The organism is Deinococcus hopiensis KR-140, assembly GCF_900176165.1.
Taxonomy (GTDB): domain Bacteria; phylum Deinococcota; class Deinococci; order Deinococcales; family Deinococcaceae; genus Deinococcus; species Deinococcus hopiensis.
In genome coordinates this window covers 916,737-938,002 of the sequence record NZ_FWWU01000009.1, presented here as the reverse complement: position 1 = coordinate 938,002, position 21,266 = coordinate 916,737, and the positions used below count along the sequence as shown (strand labels likewise).

Here is a 21,266-nt window from a genome sequence, read left to right as displayed (position 1 = left end):
AGTATTGCGAACAGCCGAGGAAAGAGGGGGCGTATGCGCACGGGTTGTCCGGTGCCCACCGCTTCTTGACCACGGCCCTGTACCGAACTTCCAGCCCAGGCACTGCACCAGCCTTGAGCGCCCGTGTGAACGGCGGCAGCCAGACACCTCCTGCCCATCAGACCAACTGGAACTCAGGGCTGATCAACGTTAGATACGTACGTTGCTTGTCATCCAGTCCATCCAAAGCTGCGCGCAATAGGGTACGCTCGCTGCCCAACAGCACGAGGGATGTAGGGATCACCCGAGGCTTGGGAGCCGTTTTGGAGAGGACGAAGGCTGCGGCCAACTGCATCCGGACCAGTAGCGTGGAATCGCTGACCCACTCGCGTCCCCCCTCCCAGCCTTTCACTGTATCGGCCTGGAGGAGCAACTGGCCCATCTTGCCAGCCGTCCACGTCAGGCCGATGATCTGCTTGGCCTCCAGTGCCGGCCCTCCCAGTGCCCGTATCGCCGCCACAATGAAGTCCATCGGGCTCCGAATGATGCTGCCGCGGATGGAGTAGAAAGTTTCGCTGGACAGCAGTTCTTCCAATACAGCGTGAACGTTGCCGTTTGTTCGCCGGAACGTCTCAGCACTGCCCGCAACGGCCTTCTCATCAGGAGTGTCTGCGACGAAGGCGCGGTGCAGCTTACGCGCCACAAACACTGCAGCCTGCGGGTGGGTGGTGGCGAGGCGCACCACATCCTCACCGTTCAGGTGACCCGTCTGTCCCAGGTAGGTCTTCTTACCCGCGTCATATTGCTCTTGACGAAAAATGAAGCGAGGGGTTTGCAGAAAGTTATCGTCACCACGCCCACCCTCGTAGGTCCAGCCCGTAAGAGCGCGGGCTCCCTCGCGTACGTCGTCCTCAGTGTAGTGACCGATTCCCGTGGTAAACAGCTCCAGCAGTTCGCGACTGAAGTTCTCGTTTGGTTTGCCCTTCTTGTTCTGATCGTTGTCCAGATAGTTGAGCATGGCCGGGGATTGGGCAACTGCCAGAGCGAACGCCGAGAAACTGATGGGGGCGGCATTGGCGCGGAGCAAGTTGAGATACTGCGTTAGCGCTGGCATGTTGCGTACCTTGTCCGTGCCGATGACGAAGTGGTTGCTCCAAGTTAGGGCCAGCTTCTCACGCAGAGGGTGGGGACCGTAGAGCATCTCGAACAGCCACCCAGCCCGCGTGAGCTCAATGCCTGCAGAAGGCGTAACTGCTTGAGACGGATCGAATGGATTTCCTGGCGCTCGGGTCTGATCGAAGGACAGCAATTTTTTAGCTGCCTGCCGGGCGTCCTCGCCTACAAGCGCACGAATTTGGGCGTCCGTTCCACCAAAAGATGTGCGCCGCAACAGATGGGCGGCGTCCTCTAGCGTGAGCTTACGGGAAAAGGGGGCTAGCGCCATGGAGACTCCACCATGAGGAAAGGTACTGCCGATGCGTACAGATCCTCGTAACAGGCTGCACCATGACTGTCATGGAAGTTATGCCATTCCCCTAATGGCGGGGCCGCAGATCAGGCAGCACGCCCGCTTGGGGAGAGGGGGTCGTCACCCGCTGCACTGGCTCTGTGGGTCCACCGGGACTGGCGCGATGCCACTGGCCGCATTCGCTCGGTCCGCGCCGATCCCGCGCAGGGTATGGACGCCAAGCATCGCGGGAACCGCCGTCGACAGCTCGCCACCCATGATCGGCGCTTCCCGACCGGTGAAGTGGGCGTGTAGGTAGATGTCCAGGATCACGCAGAAGCCTGCCGTGCCCGGCACAAGCGTGTAGAGCCCTCCAGGGGTGGCAAGGCGCGAGGACGCGCTGCAGCCTCCGTAAGGTCGTCTTGTGAGGCCGCCGTGACATACAGCTTCTCCCCCACTTGCGTCTTCAGAACCTGGCCAGGCCGACCGTACCGGGTGGCGACGAGGTGAACCAAGACGGCGTAACCCTTTGAGACGGAGTAGACGTTGGGGTAGGACAAGCCGCCGTAAACGATGACGCCAAAGTCAGCGGAGACAAGAGCGAACGTTTCCCAGGGGTTTCGAGCAGAGCCGCTGTGGAACGGCGGAAGGATGCACGCAAGGGGGGCCTCTTTTTTCCCGGCATGACGAACTGCCCAGGTGCCAGGGTGGACCTGGGCAGGAAGAGGTTGAGGACGCGCATGGCCTAAAGTGCGTCTGAAAAACGTGCTGGAACGGGTTTTACCTGCTTAGAGGATGGAGGGATGATAGGGCGGAGGTGGTGCGCGCGTGACGCGGGCGTGACCTCCTAAACGACCTCACCGATGCCGAGTGGAACGTCCTCCAGCCGCTGACCCCACCTGAATCGCTTGTGGGTCGACCGCGCAAGTGGTCTTTGCAAGAAATTCTGGAGAGCATCTTCTCCGTCCTCCGCGGAGGTCGTGGCCTGGCGGGCGACGGCCTCACGATCTTTCCCCCTGGCAAACAACCGACCACGCGCACAGGATGTGGAGGCGGCAAGGCGTGTGGGAAACGTTGCAGATCAAATTGCGTGAAGGTCGTCCGGGTGCGAGAAGGACGTCCTGAGACACCAAGTGCTGGAATGATTGACAGCCAATCGGTCATAACCACCGAGGTGGGGGGGCCACGTGGTGACGACGGCGGTCAGAAGGTCAATGGAAGGAAGCGTGATCTGCTCGTGGATACGCCCTGCCTCGTCATGGCGATCAAAGTGCATGAAGCGGATATCCTTCCCCCGCGCGGGCGCGGTCCTCCTCCTGCAAGGGGGCGCCGAATGTTTTTCCCCGAATGAAGCACCCGTGGGCGGATGCGGGACACACCGGAAAATTGGCAGGAGAACAGGGAACGTTTCTCGGCTGGACGCTGGAGATCGTGAAGCATCCCTGGTCAGGCCGGCAGACCACCTGGGCACCGAAGGGCGCACCTCCACACGTCGTGGAGGTGCCTGCGGGATTTGTGGTGTTGAAACGGCGCCGGGTCGTGGAGCGGACCTTTGCCTGGCCCTGGAAATCCAGGCGCATGGCCGGGGACGATGAAGCGCTGCCGGAGACGGCTGAGAACCTTGTCTACGAGGTGAGGATCCGCTTGATGGTCCGCCGTTTGGCCAAAGGTCCACCCTGACCTTTTTCAGACGCACTTTATTGATCCCGGCATAAACCGGTATGGATCACGGTGGAACGTCATGTGTGCTGGCCAGGTTCCTCATGCCTCAAGTCGGGTAGAACCGGTGCGAACTTACGCCGGGATCAATAGAGCAGTTGTCCGAATGGGGCGCCGCGCGTGGAAGGGGCACCCTCACGGCGCTCCATTCTCCTCCACGCGCATTTCGCTCGCCGGGCTCGGTTAAAAGTCCGCACGTCGACACATGCGCTAAGCGTCGGGCCGGGCGTGACAGACCGAATGACACCCCCCCCACGCAGGGCGGGGGCTGGGTTGGGCGTTGGCGGGCTACATCCTCGAAAGCGCGCTCTCCGTGTGCGCGGCATGCTTGCCGCCCTCCAGTTCAACGATGTAGCGGGGCTCGTCCTTGCTGGCCTTGTAGTGAAATCCGCTGACCTCGCCGTCCTCGTGGGCGATCTGCACAATCTTCCCGTGCGCCTCGCCCCCATGACTGTTCCACTTCACCTGGTCTCCAACTTTAAATGCCATGCGGCACAGTGTCATGCAAGGCCCGGTGGACCTGTCGGCGTCCCTACAAAAGCGGGCCGGAGCGCTGGCGGGAAAGATGGGTTGTTCACGGCGCGGAAAGGAGACTTCCCCTACGCTGAAAGCGATGCAGGTACAGGCCCATTACGGAAATACGGTGGTCGTGGAGAGCCAAGGGAAAACCATTCGCCTCATTCAGTGTCTGAAGCGCTACAACCACCAGTTCATTCAGGATGGGGGACGTAAGACGGAGTACGTGGAAGTCTGGGAGGACGTGATTGGGCACGTCTACCGCTTGAGCCGCCCCGTGCAGGAGGGCGTGCCCTGGTTGGTCCACCGTTGGGCTTGACGCTCTGCGCCGAACCGCCGTCCTAGCAGCAAGAACCCCACCGCGCCGGGGACAGGGGACATTGGGAGGGCACAGCTTGATCAAGCTGACGACGATCGACTCACCTATCTGAATCATCAGGGCGAGCGACTTGGGCGTGGAGCTGGAAGTAGCAGACGAATTGATCTGGTCTACACGGCGTGTGGACCGATACATTCGGCCAAAACAATGGTTCAAGCCGCGCGAAGAGGTGGAGGACTGGGAGATGGGCGACGACTCGTGCTCAGCCGAAGCGGCCACAGAAACCCTGGACACCAGACTGGCGTGACCAAGTCACCACATCAAGGCTCCCCTTCTGGGGGCAGGAAGAGTGTCATTACCCGTCGTGGGGTGGAACGGGCCCATCTCGGCGAAGCCATGCACGGGTTCCCACGCCCAGGAGGGCCAGCACATTTCACGCGATCCAAGCCCACACCAAAGAGGGCAAAAGTTGCATGGTTGAATATTTTTGCGACCTCCAGCACGAGATTTCCATCAGTAAGACAACAACCAGCTGCCTTCTTGTACCTTTTCTCCCAGTATGGCGAAGTGCCCGGTACCGGGGTGAACTTGGGCAGGAAGAAAGTGCGGCCGCGCACGGCTTAAGAGTTGGGCCGCGCGTGGCAGGGCAGCAGAACGCCCCAGCCGGATTAAGGTCGGGGAGGGGAAACAGGTAAAAAACGCAAAAGAGTCCTTTGGTTATCCACATCCTCTTCCCCACCCTGTATGCAAAAAAGGCCCCACCCGTGCCTCACGGCGGGTGGGGCCTTTTTTCCTTTACGCCGCTGTACGTGGCGCGCCGGGCACTCAAGTTCGGGGAGTGAGAGGAGCAATAGGCCGTGGCGAGTTGTCGACCGGAGGGGCTGGGGAAAGGGATTGGCCAGGGCAGCGGTGACTGCATCGGCAATGGCGGCCGCTGCCGATGCTACAGCCGCACCTACAGCGCTCGAAATTGCCGCAGCGGACGTGGACACCGCCTGAACAGCATAGGCGGCGATTGCCCCGGGAGCAGCAGGAACCTGGCTGTCGATTGCGGGGGCAGGAGGACCTGCTGCGCCACCGAGGCAGCGATCGGCGCTGCGCTTGCAGGGCCGCTGCCGCGGTGGGTGCTGTGAGGGACTTCCGCGCCACGGGTGACGGTCTCCTGGCGCTGGAGGGCTTGGTACCAGCGTTTCGGCTTGGTTCCTGGCTTCGCGCTGCTCTGCTGCTCACGGAGCCAGTGCGGGCGCCCTCCAGCGTGCGGAGCTTGCGCCAGTTCACGGGAAGGGTGCGTTTGGGAGCAGACAAGTGCGGCGCCCCCGGGCGCGCGAGGCGAGCAACAGAATCAAAACGGTGGATGTACGGCCTACTTTTGGCTGACGGACATCAGACTTAGGGCAACTACACTCCGGAACATGGAGACCAAGAAGGAAGCCCTCGTCAGTTGGCTCTGCGTGGGCATAGGCATGAGCATTTCTTTAAGCAACGTCTTGGATAGCGTTGTCCTCGGCAGCTCCTTGGGGATTGTCCTGGCCTTGACCGCAGGGACGCTTGCTGGCCGGAACCTGAGGTGACCACGCTGGCCGCCCTGGCCCCTTGTTATGTCTAAGGAGAAGCTGTATAGTTGTTTTTCTGGCTCGCAAGAGTCGTGCAGTCCACAGCACACGAGGGTGGCGTCCACCTCAGAGGTAAAGACGGGCGCGCGAACAGACGAACGGGGCACACCCGGGAAACTGAACACACGGGGGGAGTCGAAAGGCTCCTCTCTCTTCTTTGTCGTCGTGCTGGTTGCGCTCTAAAAAGTGTGTTGCTGACAGGCGTGATCTGCGCCATGACACGGCCGCCCAGGCACACCTCGCTCTGGCGTATCCGCACCAACAGTCCAATGTTGACCCTCACGATTCTGGCCTGAGGGGAAGTCGCGGGACACCGGGGCCTTTGACCATGGGGATGACCGCGAGGTCAAGTACTGGGTTGACCGGTCCTTCTGGGGCCGTGGCGTGGCGATGGCAGCCCTCGGTCAGTTCACCGCTGGAGCCGCAGCGACCTCTCTACGGGCGCGCCGTACCAAACAACGCGGCTTCCCACCGCGTCCTGAGGAAGTGCGGATTCATCGGGTACGGCCAAGAGCGTGATTTTGCAAACGGGCGAAGTCAGGAAGTGGTCGAAATCCTCTTTCGGATGGACGAGTGAAAGGAAACGTCCAGCCTGCAGGGGTCGGAGGCATCAGCATGGAAGCACAATGACCTTACCTGAACACGACCGGCTCAACGATCTCGTCCACGAAACCGCTGAGATCCACACCCTCCTCCAGCAACAGAGCGAACGCGAGCTGACCCACCTCCACCGCCCCCTGGAACGGATGAGCATGTTCCTGAGCCACCCCGGCTTCATCGTGACCACCCTGGTCCTGTTCCTCCTCTGGATCGCCCTCAACCTGGAACTCAAGCACCTGGGCCGTAAACCCTGGGACGAAGCCCCGTTCTACTGGCTGCAAGGCCTCATCGGCCTGCTGGGCCTCATCGTGACCACCACCGTTCTCGTTGGGCAGGCGCGGCAAGGGCAGCTCGCCGAACAGCGGGCGCAGCTGCAACTTCAGATCGTGCTGCTGACCGAACAGCGCTCGGCCAAGACGATTGCGCTGCTGGAGGAGCTGAGACGGGACCTGCCCAACGTCCGCAACCGGTATGACGAGGATGCCCAGGTGATGCAGCAGGTCAGCAATCCCGAAGTTATTCTGGAAGCCATCCAGGAGGGCGACTCCTCCGGGTCGAGGAAGGAGACGTCTTGAAATCCATGCTCGCCCTGATGGAGTTCGCGGTGGCTTCTGCTGACTGGCCCACCTGACCTCCGCCTACTTATTCCCTTGACTTTCCTCCAAAACCTCGGGTGCGGGGGCCGCCTCTTGTCGTCCACGGAGGTCAGGGCGCCTTGCCTGTTCCCCGCCAGAGGGATTGATGTACACCGACGCTGCACTCGTGAGGCGGTGAGCCGCCGCATCCACAGCAGAAGACCCCAGCTCTTGCTGGAGACCTGGGCCGAAAGTCCCGCATTCACGCCCGGTCGACCCGCCTGCCCCGCCATCCTCTCCATCCCCAACGAGGCCTTCGCCTTCCTGATCTGGGAGAGCTGGCCACACCTGAAGGTGGAGCTGGCCGTATATGCGGCGGCCAGCTCCACCTTCAGGAAACCGTACAAACAGCGTCGCCGCTCACCGCAAGGGTGACTCTCGCAGTAAATGGTGACTGATTTTCTATGTGCCGCCTTTTGCGGACATCAATACCGTTGCCATCAAAGTGTCCCGCCTGCCGTACTGCCAAATGGGGTCTTTTTCTACCGAAACAGAGGCCCTACCCCTGAAGAACGCCTCCCGTCACGGCCTGAAACGTCAGGAGCGCCCCCGCAAGGAGAAGAAGGATCAGCAGGGGGGTAGAGACGGGGCGGGGCATGGTTGAAGGGTAAAGTGCCGACTCTGACATGGGCAGCACAAGCGCTGGGAGGACGGGAGACAGGAACAGGCAAAAAGACAGGAGGCCGCGAAAGCCCCCAGCCGCCCGCAACGGGAGCCGCTGGAGTTGAACCTACCCAGGACCCATCCCCGCTTGCGCGCCCGTTTTTGAGCAGGTGGGCGTCGTCTGTTTCCCCAGGAACGCTGCACCGAGTATGCCGGCGGAGCGGCGTGGAGCGGTTTGAAGCAGGCCCAGGCCCTTTCAGTCGGCTGCAGGGGTAAATGAAGGGGCCGTCAAGGGGGATTGGGCCGCCCCACCCGCTCCGTTACGGCAATTGCAGGCCCTCGGTCCGGCCCTGTTCCGCGAGGAGTTGCTCCCCCGCGGCACTCAGAATGTAAGTGGTCTTTTCCCGGCCGGACGTGGCCGGCGAGATCAACCGGCGCGCCTCCAATTCCTTGAACAGCAGCACGCTCAGGCGGCGTCCGGCGAGGGTGTAGTAGGGTCCACGGGTTGGGCGGCGGTGCATCACCATGTCAGCACCGCTTTGTAGGGCCCGCAACACGCGCAGATGGGCCTCGGGGAGGGGCGGCGGGAACAGTTACTCCACCTCGAAGGCGAAGACGGTGGGCTCGGAGGTGATGCGGAAGCGCAGGCGCAGCTCGTCCACCACACGGCGCTGCTCGTCGGTGTTGCCCTTGATGCCGTGGGGCACCTCGTCGGTGACGTGGGGGAACGTCACGCCCTCCACCTCCACGCCGGGTGTGCCGTCTTCCAGCGTGACGAAACGGGCAGGCACGCGCCCACCGGGCAACACCATTGTGAAGGCTCTGTTCTGGATTCGGTCCTGGGTCATCCGCCCACCGTAGGCAAGCGGAAGACCGCCTGGGTGAGGCGGAACTTCAGGGGAGTTGAGACCGGGGAAGAGCAACCGGGGCAGCAGAAGGGGAAACGGACCCTGCCCCGTCTCCCCTGTCCTGGCGCTCCGCCCTCAGCTCTTGTCCTTGCCGCTGTCACCCTTGCCGCCGTCCTTGCCCCCACCGCTCTCACTGCCGTTGCGCTGGCCGTCACCGGCCTTGTCGTCCGCACTGCCGTGGTTGGAGCCGGGTTTGGGGCTGTGGTCACGCTCGCCCTTGTTGTAGTTGTCCTTGTGTGGCATGACTCCAGGGTGCGCTGGGGGCCTCTGTGCGGGGTGAGCGGAGGCTCAACGCAGGCCGGGGCAGACTTCAGGAGACGCTGATCTCAAGCTCGCCTGTGACCGGGATGGAGCCCTCGCCCTGCTCCACGGAAGGAAAAATGGCGCCCTTGGGGGAGAGGGAGACCTCCGCGAGCGCTTCTTGCAATACCCGAACCTGCTCGGCATTTGCCTGGGCGTGGGCATCTTCGGACATGACATCATCGTGACACGCGCTGTGATACCGAGAGGGCAAATTTGCCACAGGTGGGCCGACCCTCCGCCCTCCACCTGTGACGGCACATTCGCCACCCATTGAATTTCACGCCCTGACCGCATCAAAGGACAAGTTTTTGAATACGCGAGCAGGAGACTCTAACAAATCGTGTATTTAACAGTGGTCTGCATCGTAGAGAGCGGGTTTTTTGTGCATCCCTCCGTTATACTCATTGGTTGCCGTCGCCGAATTAAGTTTCTCGGTATCTGAATGAATTTTTTCCGCCTTCTTCATTCCTGGGCGAGCAAGATTGAATTCTCCGCTTAATATGCCTGTGCCTACTTTTAGGCCACCCCAGCGCTTTCAAAATCGCAACATATACTGTTGCCCAAGCCACTGCTTCAGGCCAGCCAGGCCTTCTGTACAGCCAGAACCTTTTGGACTTCGGTCCCTTTCGTCGCTCGTAACATATCCGCCCCCAACACAGGGTTTTTATGTAGATTCATGCCTGAGTGGAGTGCGGTGGAGCGGTTTCCCCCTACACTTCCAAGTCCTTGGAGAAAAACAGCCTCCCCATAAGAAGACCACCAGCGCCCGAATACTCCCCTCTTCCTTCTCACGACCGTTTTGATTTGTCGGCGAGCGTGACGAACGAGACCGGGGAACTCCTGAGTCTTTTCAGTTAAGCCGCGTGCCCGTCAGGCTCGGGTTCGTCCCGCCTGCGTAGCTCGCGGCCACATCGCGCAGCAGGCGCCGGGCGAGGACCAGCAGGTCGTTCTCACCCACCGACGTCAGACGAAAAGCGCTGCTCTGGCCGTACTCGCCCACAAACGCGCCCGCGTCCCGCCGTACACGCACCAGCACCTCGCACAGCCCCAGCCGCAGCCACACGGCGTGCCAGCTGCCGGGAGGGGGTGGGCGCAGGCGGGTCTGGGAGTCCGCCACCGGCTCCATTGCCACGTTGTTCAGCGGCAGCCCTGGGCCGCTCGCGCTACGCAGGGCGTGATAAAGCGCGTTGAGAAACGCCTCGCAGGCGCGCTGCTCGGCCTGCCGCTCGTGCGCGTACCGCTCGATGGCGGCTTGCAGCGCATCGAAATCCGTCACGGCCTATTCCTACCACACGAACCGCGGAAGCGTCCGTGTCCTTTTCACCGGGAGAACGCCCCGGGCACTGGAAACGGGGTGCGCGGGGACGCCGATCGGCCGCTATCCTGCTCGGCGTGAGCCTTGCCGCTGCCCTCCCCCGCCCCGCGCTGCTCCTCTCCAACGGCACCGCTGAAGACATGATCGGGGCGCGGCTGCTGCGTTACCTCGCCGCGCAACTTCCCGGCACGCGGATCCGGGTGCTGCCGCTCGTGGGCGCGGGGCACGCCTACCGGAACGTGCCGGGCGTGACGCGGCTGGGCCGGGCACTGGAGTTGCCCAGCGGCGGCTTTCCCTTCGGGAGTCTGGCGAACCTGCGGGCGGACCTGCGGGCCGGACTTATCGGGGCCTCGCTCGGCCAGTGGCGGGAGGCCACGCGCGCGGCACGGGGAACTGGAGCGGTGGTGGTGGTGGGCGATGCCTACGCGCTGATGGTGGGCACGCTGGCGGCGCAGCGCGCGGGTGTGCCCCTGCTGCATCTGCAACCGCTGCTCAGCGCGCATTACCTGGAGGGACTGGGCACACGCGGCCTGCTCACCGAACCCAATGCCATAGGAGCGAACGTGCCACTGCCCTACGAGCTGCGCCTGGCTGCGCGTGCCCACGCGGTGTACGTGCGCGACGCGGCCACCGACCGCTACTACGGCGAACGAGGCGTGGAGGCGCGCTGGGTGGGCAGCTTCGCGATGGACGTGCTGCCCCCGCCCGAACGGGACCTCACGGAACTGATTGCTGGAAGGCGGGTACTGGCCCTGCTGCCCGGCTCCCGAGAGGACCACCGCGAGAGCCTGCCCCTGATGCTGCAAGCGGCGGCGCGGGTGCCGGGCGTGGCCTCTCTGGTCGCCTGGCCGCACAGCTGGGAAGCCGTGACCCTGCCCCGGGGCTGGCACCTCAGCGTGGAGGATGGCGAGACCGCCTTTGCGGGCGGCGAGGGCACCCGGGCGGCCCTGCTGCGCGGCGCATTCGGCACAGTGGCCCGGGCGGCGGACGTGGCGGTGGGCACGGCGGGCACCGCCAACGAGCAGCTCGCTGGTCTGGGCGTACCGGTGGTGGCCTTTGCCACCGGGGGGCCGCAATTTACACCCGGTTTCGCGCGTCGGCAGGCCCGCTTGCTGGGCGAGGCGCTGAGCGTGGTTCCGGCCCGACCCGACGCGGTGGCGGCGGAGGTACGCGCCCTTCTGGAGAACGGAGCGAGGCGGGCACGGGCGGCCCGCGCGGGGCTGGAGCGCATCGGCCCAGCGGGAGCGCTGCCGGTCATCGCTGCGGAGCTTGGGGGGCTGCTGGCAGAACGGGGCTGACGTCCGTCCTCAGCGCCCGTAACTCGCCCGCAACCTCGCCAGACCTGCCCGCAGGCCGATGGGCCGGGGCGGCAAGTCGAGCAGGCGCACGGGGGTCAGGCCCTGCCCACGCAGGCCGCTCAGCAGCCGCTCCAGCAACTCGGGCGTGACAGCGGGGCCGTCGTGCAGCAAGACCACGCTGCCGGGGCGTATCTGGGCGAGGGCCTGCGCGGCCAGCGTGAGCGCGGGGGTATCGGTCCAGTCGCGGCCCTCCACGTCCCACAGGGCCACCTGCCGCCCGGCGAGGCCGGCCAGCAGCCGGGTCAGGGGACTGTGTCCGCCGTAGGGCGGCCGGTATAGGTATGGCCCGGGTCCGCCGGCGCGGGGATGCCAGCGCACCTGGGCCCACTCGCGCCAGGGCGGCAGCAGCAGGGCTGGGACATGCCAGCGCCCGTGGGCCCCGATCTCGTGCCCAGCCTCCATCAGGGCCCGCAGGCCGTCCGGCCGGGCCTCGACCGCTGGGGCCGTGACGAAGAAGGTGGCCTGGGCCCCGTGGCGGGCCAACACCGCGAGCAGTTCGGCGGTGCGCTCACTGGGGCCATCGTCGAAGGTAAGGGCCACCCGGTGGCCCACCCGCTCTCCCGGGCCGAGGGCACCCCACCCCGCCGCGCGTCCGGCCACGTCGGCGAGCAAGGCGGCCAGGCCCACAGCGCCCAGCAGCCACCTCCCCCACCTCATGCTGCCCCAGTGCCCTGCTGGCGGGGAAAGGCCCGGCGAAAAAAGACGTAGCCGCTCGCGGTGATCAGGGCCAGTACCGCGCCCGTAACGAAGGGCCCGGGCGCGCCCAGCCGCTCGAAGGCGAAGGTGCCCACCAGCGGTCCCAGGGCTGTGCCCGCATTCTCGACCGTCATCAGCGCGCCCCAGGCAGCGGGGCGTTCGGCCTCGGGCAGGGTGCCGCTCACCAGGGCGGCCCAGCCCGGCGATATGAAGGCGTAGGCGAGCCCCGCCGGCACCGCCAAGGCGTACACAGCCCAGGCGGGCGGCGTGGTGGCGAGCAGGCCCAGGGCAACGCCCAGCAGGGCGAAGCCCACCGTGACGGCGAGGCGGGCGTGCCCACGGTCCGCCATTCGGCCCGTGAGGGGAAAGCTGGCGTAGGCCACCACGCCGCCCAGCACCAGCACGCCCACCATGCCCCAGTAGTTCAGTCCGAAACGGGGCGCGAGGGTAAACAGCAGCGGTCCCAGGAGCGTCATGGTCAGCGTCTGCATAAAGGCGGCGGGCAACAGCGGCGCGAGGGCGCGCAGGGCCGTGCGGGCGCGCGCGGCCGGAGGCGCGTCCGTTTCGGTCCCCTCACCGGCCCCCGCTGCACGGGGACGGCGGACGGGCACCACCAGCGCGGCGAGCACCCCCAGGGCCTGCACCCCCAGCGCGATCAGCAGCGGCCAGGCGTCCGGGCGGTCTGCGAACGCCCCAAACAGCAGGAAGCCCGCCCCGATCAGCGGCACCACCGTCATGCTCACGAGGGTCAGCGCACGGCCCTGGTACCCCTCACGCGAGGCGTCGGCCGTCAGGTTCATCGTTCCGGGCCACAGGGTGGCAAACCCGGCTCCGTGCAGCGCGGCGATCAGCAGCAGCGTCCACAGGTTGTGTGCCAGCGGCAGCAGCGCCAGCGCCCCCAGGCTCAGCGCCGAGCCGCCCAGCATGACCAGCCGTGGCCCCTGCCGCGCGATAAGCGCACCCGCCGGACCGCGCATCAGGGTGTCAGCCACGAAGTGGGCCGTCCAGGCCACCCCCACGGCCGTGACGGGCAGGTGCAGCACGTGCGGTGCGTACTGGGGCAGGTAGGCGGCGTACAGCCCGCTGCGGACGAACTCCCCGCAGGCGAGCGCGAGGGCCGCCGCGGAAACCCCACCCACCGTCCCCGGGCGCAGCGGCAGTGGCGGCAGGCGGCGCGTCACAAGCCCCACACTCTGGCCTGCTGTCCCGCCACGTGTGGCCCGGCCACCCTTTGCACGGTTCCGGGCCTTCCGGAAAATGGAGAGCAGGTGCAGACGCGGCGGCGGCCTGCTACCCTGGCGCGGTGCCGGACTTCACGGTGGTGATCCCCGCGCGCAACGAGGAAGCGTACCTGCCCCTGACGTTGCGCGCCCTGGAGCGTCAGACGTTTCTCCCCACGGAAGTCATCGTGGTGGACAACGCCAGCGCTGACGCCACCGCGCAGGTCGCCCGCGCCTGGGGGGCCCGGGTGGTGGCCTGCACCGTGCCGGGCATCGCCGGGGCGCGTCAGGCGGGCGTGGACGCCGCCCGCACGCCCTGGATCGCCTCCACCGACGCGGACTCGTTGCCCGACCCCGAATGGCTCGCGCGGCTCAGCGAGGCCGCAAAGCCGGGCCGCGTCGCCCTGTATGGCCCGATGCGCTTTTGTGGCGTCTCCACGTCCGTCACGGTGCTGTCTGAGCTGGGGTACGGCGCTTTCCTGCACGCCTGCGCGCTGGCGGGACGCCCCAATCTCGCTGGGGCGAACATGGCCTTCTCGCGCCAGGCGGCCCTGCTCGCCGGAGGGTATCCGGCCGTCGAGGCCTACGAGGACGTGCTGCTGGGACGGGCCCTGGGAGAGCTGGGGAACGTGGCCTATGTGCCCGGAGCCCTGGTGGAGACGAGCGCCCGGCGGCTTGAAGGCGGCTGGGTGCCCTTCTTGTGGCGGCACCTGCTTAACCTCACCGGTCATAGACGAGGGTATTTCGGGGACTGACCACCGCGTGCCCCAGGGCGCTGGCCTCGCCAAGAAAGGGCATCCCGCTCGACAGGCCCAGCGCTCCCGCATACACGTCCAGCACCCGCTCGGCCACATTGCCGGGCGTCCAGGCGGTGCCGAAGATCCGCGCGCCGCGCGAGAGCCGCGTCCACAGCGCCGGGCTCGCCAGGATCTCGGACGCGTGCCGGGTCAGGGCCGCCACGTCGCCGGGCGAGACGAGGTATCCGCTCTTTCCGTGGTCCACACCGCTCAGCGTCCCGCGCGCTCCCACCGCCACCACCGGCACGCCCATAAGCTGCGCTTCCTGCAGCACCAGGCCCTGCGTCTCGGTGTCGCTGGCAAACAGGAACAGTTCGGCCAGGCGGTAGTACGCGCCGATCTCGGTCCAGGGCCGTACGCCCAGGAAGGTCACCCGTTCCGCCACACCCAGGCGTTCGGCGTGTTGAAGGAGGTGCTCGCGTTCCGGGCCCTCGCCCAGCACCACGAGGTGCCCATCCGGCAGCCCCGCGAGCGTATCAAGCACGAGGTCAAAGCGCTTCTCACGGGCCAGCCGCCCCACGGTAAGCAGGCGGCGCGTTCCAGCAGGCCAGGGGCTTTCGATGGCCGGGGCCGAGCGCAACACCTGCGGCTCAACACTGGTGGGAATGACGACGGGGTTTTGCACGCCCATTTCGCGGATCACGTCCAGCATTCCGGCGGTGGGCGTGATGACGGCGTGCGCGCGGCCGTAATACAGGCCCATCACCCGCGTCACGATGCGGGTCTGCTTTTGCAGCAGCGGCAGGCCCGGCACGTAGTGGGTGTAAGACTCGATATGGGTATGGTAGGTCGCCACGTGCGGCACGTTCCACTTGCGGGCCAGCCGTGCGCCCGCCAGCCCCAGCGTCAGCGGCGTGTGGGTGTGGATCAGATCGTACTTCTGCTCGAAGTCCTTGCGCGTTGGCCAGGCCAGGCGGTAGGTCGGCAGGAAGACGTAGCGCACGCTGGGCACCCGCAGCACGTCCGCGCGGTCGTCCACCTGCTCGGGAAAGAAGGGGGCCACCACATCCACGTGATGCCCGCGCGCGCGCAGTTCGTCGCTGAGCAGCCCGACGCTGGTCACGATGCCGTTCTGGTCCGGCAAGAAGGTGTCGGTAAAGAGGCCGATGCGAAGAGGCTTCATGCTGCTCGCCTCTGCCCGGCGGGGGTGCGCCGAGCGCGGGTGGCCTGGATAAAGGAAGGCTGAAGCATCACTGCCCGGCAGCATACGACGCCGAGCATGAGAGTTGCGCCTGATCCGCGCGCCCGGGCCGGCACACTCCGGAGGGCGTCGCGCGTTTCCACGCGCCTGGCCCGCTTCCCCACATCCTGGCCGGAGGCTAGAGTCGTCTCATGGTTCGCTTGCCCCGTTCTTCCCTCCCTTTCTGGCGGGCCCTCATGCGCGCCGGGGCCTTCGGGACCCTGCATGGCGGTCACCCCGGAGACGTGCGCATCGGTCTGACGGTGCCCATCCCCGAAGCCGGGGCGCTGTCCCCCGCCCTGCGCGCCCTGAGGGCGGCGGACGTGCGGGCCACCCTCCTCCTTCCGCCCAGATTGGCGCGGCAGTGCCCCGAGGAGGTGCGGGCCGCTACGCAGGCGGGGCATGAGGTGGCCGGGAACGGCCCGCCAGAGGACCTGACCCTGCTGGAGGCGGTGGCAGGACAGCCGGTGACGGCCTGGGCGCTGGAGGAGAGGAACCTCACCGGAGCGGCCCTGCGCTTCCTGGCCGCGCGCAGCGTGCGGCCCCTGCCCGTCCCCTCGCCGGTGCCGGAGCTGGGCCTGACCTTGCGCGTCCCACCTGGGGAATTGGCCGCCACCCTGCCGCGCCTGAAAGCCCTCGGCTACCGCCCCGTGCGGGTGCGGGAACTGCCTGACCTGCGCCCCGCCCGCCCCCGTGACCTGCTGATGCGCGTCTACCGAGAACTGGTGGACGAACGCTTCGCCCGCGCGCACGGGGTGGTGCCGCTGACCGAGCGGGCAGACGCGGTGATGCGGGTGGCCGCGCAGCCTGCGCCGGCGGGCACGCCGCTCACCCCCGGCACGCCCGCCGCCGAGCTGCACCTGCACAGCCCGCGCCTCGTGGGTTTGGCCGCGAGGAGTGCCCTGGGGGCCTACCGCGCCTACCACCGCTCGCTGCGGGACGTGGCCGCTGCCCTGCGTGAGCGGCCCGAACTGGCGAATGCCCAGCTGGTCTACGCGGTGACCCTCTTTCACGGTCCGCTGGAAAAGCACGGCTTCACGCTCGTGCCCCTGCCCGCTGCCCGTGCCCGGCTGTACAGCCTGGGCTTTCGCGTGATGCGCCTCGTGTACGGCACCACAAACGCCCCCTCCGAAACCGAGCCGAAACTGGCGTGGATGGAGCGGGAGGCGTTTCTGGCGCGGCACGGGTAATAAGGATTCGGGTGAATCAGTGATCAAATCACGGACCCACCCGAGCGGAGCGAGCAGGAAAAGCAGTGACGGAGAGGCGCGGAACCACCAGAGCAAGCGGAACGACTCTCCGGAACCCTTAGAGCATTTGTCTGAATTGGGCTGCGTACGCGAGGAAGGGCACCCCTCACAGATCCATCCTCCCCATGCGCATTCAAGCCCGTTCTGTTCGATCAAAAAGAAGGCATCTTTCTGACAAATGCTCTATAAAGCGGTGGACCAGAACGTGGGGTCCGGGTTCCGCAACAGGCGGGAAAGCGCACAGGGCGTTTGGGCAAATGGAACCGCCCTGTGCGTTTTCCCCGCCCTGCTGGGTCAAAAGGCAGGTCCCTTTTTGACAACGGCGCTACGCCCGCTCAAGCGGGAGTTCCATGAAGACGTCGGCCCGGGCGTAAGGCAACTGGGGGCGGCGTTCGGGCGGCAGGTGCCTGAAGCCCAGCGACTCGTAGAGATGTACAGCGGCGGGCAAGCGGGTGCTGCTGCCCAGAAAAAGTCGCCTCGCGCCCAGGCTCCGCGCCTCGTTCAGCGCGTATGACAGCAACCGGCGGCCCACCCCCTGACCCCGAAGGGTGGGCGCAACCGCCATCTTGGAGACCTCGAACACCCCTTCGCCCATGGGCAGCAGGGCCACGCAGCCGACAGGTTCCTGGCCGCGCCAGGCCATGTACACCTGGCCGCCCCGGTCGAGAATTTGTCCCTGCGGGTCTCCCAGGGTGCGCTCGTCGGCCGCTTCCAGCGAGAACAGCCGGGTGATCCACTCCTCGTTGAGCGTCCGAAAGGCGCGGATGTCTTCCAGGGTGTGCAGGGGGCCGAAGGTGAACTCTCCTCGCGTCGAATCCAGATGGGTCATGGGGGTCCTCTTTTCAAAGTATGGAAGGCCCGGAATCAGACGTCCAATATCTTGCCGGCGGCCATTAAGATGGTCAGCATATGGACCGAAGGCTTGAGCTGCGTCATCTGCGCTACTTTGTCGCGGTGGCGGAGGAGCTCCATTTCAGCCGCGCGGCCGCGCGGCTGCACCTCGCCCAACCGCCCCTCTCACAACAGATCCGGCAGCTGGAAGACATCGTGGGCTGCGCGCTGCTGGTCCGCACCTCGCGTTCGGTACAGCTCACGGCGGCGGGGACCACGTTTCTGGAACGGGCGCGCCGCACCCTGCGCACCCTCGAAGACGATGTGACCGAGGCCCGTATGATCGGCCGGGGGGAACAGGGGAGCCTGCGGCTGGGCTTCAGCAGCTCGGTGGCCCTCACCATCCTGCCAGGGCTGCTGCAGCGTTACCGCGCGCGCTCTCCGGGCGTGCAGCTGCAGTTGCAGGAGTCCTTTACCGCGCAGGTCATGGCGGGTCTGCGGGAAGGAACGCTGGACGCCGGACTGGTACGCGACAGCGATCCGGCCGAGGAGATCGGAGTGACCCGCCTGTTTTCCGAACCGTTCGTCGCCGTGGTGCCCCGCAACCGCCCGTATGCCTCACAGCCGGAAATCTCCGCGTCGGTCCTGAAGGACGAGCCCTTCGTCTACTACCCGCGCGATGCGGGCGCGCGGGCGTTTGAGAAACCGCTGAGCCTGTGTGAAACCCATGGTTTTCGGCCCCGCATCGCCCAGGAGGCCTCGCACTGGCTGACGATCCTCCAGCTGATCGACGCCGGACTCGGCGTTTCCATCGCGCCGGCGTGCGTGGCGCAGATTGCGCCTCCCTCCCTCGCCTGCCTTCCCCTACGGGGCGTGTCGGTGACGAGCGACGTGGAATTGGTCCAGCGGCTGGGTGAGCAGCGCCCCCTGATCGACGTCTTCTCGGCACTGGCCGTTACCGCTGGAGCCCAGCAGGAGGGGGCGGTTTTCCGGACTGAGCGCGGCTAGCCCGGAAACGTGAACCTCAGCGTCGTGCCGCGCCCCGGCTCACTTTCCACGTCCAGCTCACCCCCGGCCAGCGTGACGCGCTCGCGCAGACCAATCAGCCCAAGGTGCCCGGCCTGGGCGCGGGCCTGGGCCTGCTCGGGCGTGAAGCCCTGGCCGTCGTCGCTGACCGCCACGCGCACGCAGCCGTCCTCGAAGGCCACCCGGATCGCCGCCGAATGGGCGCGGGCGTGCTTGTCCACGTTGGTCAGGGCCTCTTGCGACAGCCGGAACACGGTGAGTTCCAGCGCAGGCGTGAGGCGGCGCTCAGTGCCGCTGACCTCCAACCGGGTATCGGTCTGGGCCTGGGTGGCGAGCCACTCCAGCGCAGGCAGCAACCCGAGATCGTCGAGCACGCTGGGGCGCAGGTTGCGGGCAAAGCGGCGCACGCTCTCGATGGCGGCGTTGAGGTCCAGGAGGATGTCGTCGGCCCGCTCACGCTGCGGGCCCTCCAGTTCGCGGGCAAGGCGGGCCACGCGCCGGGTGGTGGCGATGAGCACCTGCGCCGTGTCGTCGTGCAGCTCGCGGCTGATGCGCCGCCTCTCTTCCTCCTGCGCCTGGGTAAAGAGGGTGAGGTAGGTCCGCAGCTCGGTCTGGCGGCTGGTGGCGGCCTCCAGCGCCTGGCCCCGCCGCTGAATCTCGGCAGCGAGCGTCTGGAGTTCGGAAAGGTCCCGCGCCACCGTCAGGACGCTGTGCGGTGCCCCCGCCTGCCGCACGGCGCTGAGCCGCACCTCCAGCCGGTGCGGCCCGACCTCGATCTCGGCGCGGCCCCCGGCACTCTGGGTGTGGGCGGCGTCCCAGGCGGCGGCCAGGGCAGGGCGGGTGGCGGGTGTGGGCAGGGTCAGCAGGTTCGCGCCGAGCAGCAGTCCACTGAGCGGCTCCAGCAACCTCGCCGCCGCCGGGTTGACGTAGGTGATGGTTCCGGCCGGATCGGCGCTGAGAATCAGATCGTGCGCGCCCTCCGCCAGTTGCCGGTAGCGCGCCTCCTCGCGCGCCAGCGCCGAGAGCAGCCGCTCGCGGGTCAGGGTGAGCGCCATCTGATCGGCCACCGAGCGGGCCAGGGCCAGCACGCGGTCACTGGGGGCCTCGGTGCCGGGATCGTCCGCGTACAAGAAGCCCAGCAGGTGATCGCCCCCCGCGTCGCCCCGCAGCGGCACGATCAGGGCGCTTCCGGCCACGGGCAGCGCGTGCCGCCGGGTCAGGGGCCGGGGCCCCCGACCGAGTTGCGAGAGCAGCGAGGCGCGTTCGGCTTCAGAGGGCGGGTGGAGGTTATACGTCGCGCAGCGGGTCACCTGGCCATCCGGACCCGTCAGCGCGATCAGCCCCCGGCCAGCGTTGAGGGCCAGGGTCGCGAGGCGCGCCGCTTCGGCCAGCGTCCGGTCGCCCTGGTCCTCGCCCAGCAGCCGCCCGACGTTCAGCAGCACCGCCGCCTCGCGCTCGCGGCGCAGCTCTTCCTCGTACAGGCGGGCATTTTCGATGGCGAGGGACGCCTGGGCGGCAAAGACTTCGGTGAGGGCCAGCTCGTCGCCCACCAGCGGCAGCACCTCCTTCCAGTAGAGGGTCAGCGCTCCGAACACCCCCGCCCGCGTCCCCAGCGGCAGGCCGACGACGCCCCGGTACGGATACTTCCCCTGCGCGAGCAACTGCCGGGTGTAGCGGCTGCCGCCCCCCAGATGCTCGCGGGTGAGGTCCAGCGCGGTGACGATCTCACGCCGTTCCACCGCTCGCCCGGTGACGCCCGCGCCCACCTTGGCGCGCACCCGCAGCACGTACTCGCTGGGCAGGCCCACAGCGCTGCGGATATTGAGGGTCCGGCCGTCGGGTTGCAGCTCGTACACGCCCGCCGCGTCCGCCCCGAACAGCGACACGCCCCGTTCCAGAATGCGCTCCAGCGTGTCGGGGAGGTGGAGGCTGCCGGCCAGCGCCGCCCCCGCCTCGCGCAGCGCCTCAGCGGCCTCGCGCTTGCGGGTCTCGGTGGCGTAGAGGCGGGCGTTGTCAATGGCGAGGGACGCCTGCTCGGCGAGCGCGAGCACCAGCCAGGTGTCGTCCTCGCTGGCCCGCGCGCCCCGCGAGCGGCTGTCCACATACAGCACGCCCAGCGGACGGCCCCGCGCGCTGAGCGGCGCGATCAGGGCCACTTCGGGGTCCAGTTCGGACAGGCCCTGGGCAAGGGGCGTGCCCGCGTCACGCACCCGCTCGTAGCGGATGACCTCGCCGTGCATCACCAACCGCTCGAAGGACACCGGGCCGATCTTGATGCCGCCCGTGAAGCCCTCGTCCAGGCCATAGGTAAAGACCTCGCCGGTATACGCGCCCTGCTCGCCGAACTCGCTGAACAACCCCACGAAGGCCCGCCCGAAGCCCAGGGCGTGCGCGGCGCTCTCGGCGGTGGCGGTCAACACCTCGGGCAGATCCAGGCTGCCGCCCAGCCGCCGGACGAGTTGCTCCACCGTCTCGGCCACCCGGCCCCGGCCCCGCCGCGCCTCGCGGGCCTGCACGCCTTCCAGCGCCAACCCCAGCAGCGGACCCAGGCCGGAGAGGGCCGTCACCCCCGCCGGGTCCGCCCCCACGAACTCCAGCACCCCCGTGCCGAAGGGCAGGCAGGCGAGCATCCCCTCCTCCACGGGCTGCCCCCCGGCCAGTGCCCGCGCGGCCAGGGTGCCATCACTCAGGCCGAGGCCCCGTCCTTCCTCGCCCACCACGGTGAGTGAGCCGCCGGTCACCGCCCAGACCTGCACGCCGTGCGCGCGAACGTTGTGGCAGGCGAACGACGCGAGGGCCGTGCCAAACGCCCGGACAGTGGGCGCGGCGCTGAGTTCGGGGGGGAAGGGGGGAAGCGTCATGGGCGGGGGTGCTCCCAGGGGGCGGGGCGGCAGGATTGCTGGGGAATCAACAAGTGGGGCCGCTTACGGCGCCTTCCCCTGGACCGTTTC

At 67.0% G+C, this 21,266-nt stretch carries 22 protein-coding genes; 9 read left to right on the top strand and 13 right to left on the bottom strand.

What is annotated here, in order from left to right; genetic code table 11:
* Positions 1 to 157 precede the first annotated feature (157 nt).
* Both B9A95_RS18090 and B9A95_RS18085 read right to left on the bottom strand, forming a co-directional pair.
* Positions 158 to 1,423 (bottom strand): DUF1800 domain-containing protein, encoded by a 1,266-nt coding sequence (locus B9A95_RS18090; RefSeq protein ID WP_084048568.1) that lies wholly within the window; start codon positions 1,421 to 1,423, stop codon positions 158 to 160.
* A gap of 144 nt (positions 1,424 to 1,567) precedes the next feature.
* Entirely contained in the window at positions 1,568 to 1,783 is a 216-nt protein-coding gene (locus B9A95_RS18085; RefSeq protein WP_084048567.1) for a hypothetical protein, read from the bottom strand.
* A gap of 990 nt (positions 1,784 to 2,773) precedes the next feature.
* Between B9A95_RS18085 and B9A95_RS35540 the strand changes: the two genes are divergently transcribed.
* Positions 2,774 to 3,106: a transposase gene (locus B9A95_RS35540; protein ID WP_245808368.1), complete on the top strand. Its 333-nt coding sequence runs from the start codon at positions 2,774 to 2,776 to the stop codon at positions 3,104 to 3,106.
* A 327-nt stretch (positions 3,107 to 3,433) separates the two neighbouring features.
* On the opposite strand, the gene B9A95_RS18075 is transcribed toward B9A95_RS35540, so the two are convergent.
* A complete protein-coding gene (locus B9A95_RS18075) occupies positions 3,434 to 3,634 on the bottom strand; it encodes a hypervirulence associated TUDOR domain-containing protein (RefSeq protein ID WP_084048566.1) in 201 nt (66 codons plus the stop codon).
* 124 nt (positions 3,635 to 3,758) lie between these two features.
* Here B9A95_RS18075 and B9A95_RS18070 point away from each other — a divergent pair, with 124 nt between their 5' ends.
* The 4 genes from B9A95_RS18070 to B9A95_RS18055 all read left to right on the top strand — a co-directional run bounded on the left by B9A95_RS18070 (position 3,759) and on the right by B9A95_RS18055 (position 7,203).
* A complete protein-coding gene (locus B9A95_RS18070) occupies positions 3,759 to 3,980 on the top strand; it encodes a hypothetical protein (RefSeq protein ID WP_084048565.1) in 222 nt (73 codons plus the stop codon).
* Between the two features lie 1,412 nt (positions 3,981 to 5,392).
* Complete coding sequence (locus B9A95_RS33910; protein ID WP_170928697.1) at positions 5,393 to 5,551, top strand: hypothetical protein; 159 nt, start codon at positions 5,393 to 5,395, stop codon at positions 5,549 to 5,551.
* A 668-nt stretch (positions 5,552 to 6,219) separates the two neighbouring features.
* Positions 6,220 to 6,768 carry a DUF1003 domain-containing protein gene (locus B9A95_RS18060; RefSeq protein WP_084048563.1) on the top strand — a complete coding sequence of 183 codons (549 nt, stop codon included), beginning with the start codon at positions 6,220 to 6,222 and terminating at the stop codon, positions 6,766 to 6,768.
* Between the two features lie 195 nt (positions 6,769 to 6,963).
* The gene (locus B9A95_RS18055) at positions 6,964 to 7,203 is read left to right on the top strand and encodes a hypothetical protein (protein WP_139806862.1); all 240 of its coding nucleotides are present in this window, start codon (positions 6,964 to 6,966) and stop codon (positions 7,201 to 7,203) included.
* Between the two features lie 548 nt (positions 7,204 to 7,751).
* Here the strand turns inward: B9A95_RS18055 and B9A95_RS18050 are convergent.
* From B9A95_RS18050 to B9A95_RS18040, 5 genes are all read right to left on the bottom strand, one after another.
* Entirely contained in the window at positions 7,752 to 7,958 is a 207-nt protein-coding gene (locus tag B9A95_RS18050; protein ID WP_245808367.1) for a hypothetical protein, read from the bottom strand.
* A gap of 66 nt (positions 7,959 to 8,024) precedes the next feature.
* Positions 8,025 to 8,279, bottom strand: a complete 255-nt coding sequence (locus B9A95_RS18045) for a hypothetical protein (RefSeq protein WP_084048560.1) — start codon at positions 8,277 to 8,279, stop codon at positions 8,025 to 8,027.
* A gap of 135 nt (positions 8,280 to 8,414) precedes the next feature.
* Positions 8,415 to 8,582, bottom strand: coding sequence for a hypothetical protein (locus tag B9A95_RS33905; protein ID WP_170928643.1), 168 nt, complete (start codon positions 8,580 to 8,582; stop codon positions 8,415 to 8,417).
* Between the two features lie 67 nt (positions 8,583 to 8,649).
* Positions 8,650 to 8,814, bottom strand: coding sequence for a hypothetical protein (locus B9A95_RS33900; RefSeq protein WP_170928696.1), 165 nt, complete (start codon positions 8,812 to 8,814; stop codon positions 8,650 to 8,652).
* Between the two features lie 678 nt (positions 8,815 to 9,492).
* Entirely contained in the window at positions 9,493 to 9,918 is a 426-nt protein-coding gene (locus B9A95_RS18040) for a hypothetical protein (protein WP_170928695.1), read from the bottom strand.
* Between the two features lie 116 nt (positions 9,919 to 10,034).
* On the opposite strand from B9A95_RS18040, the gene B9A95_RS18035 reads away from it, so the two are divergent.
* On the top strand, positions 10,035 to 11,255 hold the full coding sequence (locus B9A95_RS18035; protein ID WP_281255879.1) for a lipid-A-disaccharide synthase-related protein: 1,221 nt from the start codon (positions 10,035 to 10,037) through the stop codon (positions 11,253 to 11,255).
* Between the two features lie 9 nt (positions 11,256 to 11,264).
* Here B9A95_RS18035 and B9A95_RS18030 read toward each other — a convergent pair whose 3' ends face one another.
* Together B9A95_RS18030 and B9A95_RS18025 are read right to left on the bottom strand one after the other, a co-directional pair.
* Positions 11,265 to 11,972 (bottom strand): polysaccharide deacetylase family protein, encoded by a 708-nt coding sequence (locus B9A95_RS18030; RefSeq protein ID WP_084048559.1) that lies wholly within the window; start codon positions 11,970 to 11,972, stop codon positions 11,265 to 11,267.
* Positions 11,969 to 13,192 (bottom strand): MFS transporter, encoded by a 1,224-nt coding sequence (locus B9A95_RS18025; RefSeq protein WP_084050812.1) that lies wholly within the window; start codon positions 13,190 to 13,192, stop codon positions 11,969 to 11,971. The genes B9A95_RS18030 and B9A95_RS18025 overlap by 4 nt, the downstream gene beginning before the upstream one ends.
* A 122-nt stretch (positions 13,193 to 13,314) precedes the next feature.
* Here B9A95_RS18025 and B9A95_RS18020 point away from each other — a divergent pair, with 122 nt between their 5' ends.
* The gene (locus tag B9A95_RS18020; RefSeq protein ID WP_084048558.1) at positions 13,315 to 13,986 is read left to right on the top strand and encodes a glycosyltransferase family 2 protein; all 672 of its coding nucleotides are present in this window, start codon (positions 13,315 to 13,317) and stop codon (positions 13,984 to 13,986) included.
* Here B9A95_RS18020 and B9A95_RS18015 read toward each other — a convergent pair.
* Positions 13,952 to 15,151 (bottom strand): glycosyltransferase family 4 protein, encoded by a 1,200-nt coding sequence (locus B9A95_RS18015; RefSeq protein ID WP_084048557.1) that lies wholly within the window; start codon positions 15,149 to 15,151, stop codon positions 13,952 to 13,954. The genes B9A95_RS18020 and B9A95_RS18015 overlap by 35 nt on opposite strands.
* A gap of 209 nt (positions 15,152 to 15,360) precedes the next feature.
* Here B9A95_RS18015 and B9A95_RS18010 point away from each other — a divergent pair, with 209 nt between their 5' ends.
* Positions 15,361 to 16,398 carry a YkoP family protein gene (locus B9A95_RS18010; RefSeq protein ID WP_084048556.1) on the top strand — a complete coding sequence of 346 codons (1,038 nt, stop codon included), beginning with the start codon at positions 15,361 to 15,363 and terminating at the stop codon, positions 16,396 to 16,398.
* 385 nt (positions 16,399 to 16,783) lie between these two features.
* On the opposite strand, the gene B9A95_RS18005 is transcribed toward B9A95_RS18010, so the two are convergent.
* Positions 16,784 to 17,287, bottom strand: a complete 504-nt coding sequence (locus B9A95_RS18005; RefSeq protein WP_084048555.1) for a GNAT family N-acetyltransferase — start codon at positions 17,285 to 17,287, stop codon at positions 16,784 to 16,786.
* Positions 17,288 to 17,367: 80 nt separating this feature from the next.
* On the opposite strand from B9A95_RS18005, the gene B9A95_RS18000 reads away from it, so the two are divergent.
* Positions 17,368 to 18,297, top strand: a complete 930-nt coding sequence (locus tag B9A95_RS18000; RefSeq protein WP_084048554.1) for a LysR substrate-binding domain-containing protein — start codon at positions 17,368 to 17,370, stop codon at positions 18,295 to 18,297.
* On the opposite strand, the gene B9A95_RS17995 is transcribed toward B9A95_RS18000, so the two are convergent.
* Positions 18,294 to 21,176 (bottom strand): GAF domain-containing protein, encoded by a 2,883-nt coding sequence (locus tag B9A95_RS17995; RefSeq protein WP_084048553.1) that lies wholly within the window; start codon positions 21,174 to 21,176, stop codon positions 18,294 to 18,296. The genes B9A95_RS18000 and B9A95_RS17995 overlap by 4 nt on opposite strands.
* Between the last annotated feature and the right edge of the window lie 90 nt (positions 21,177 to 21,266).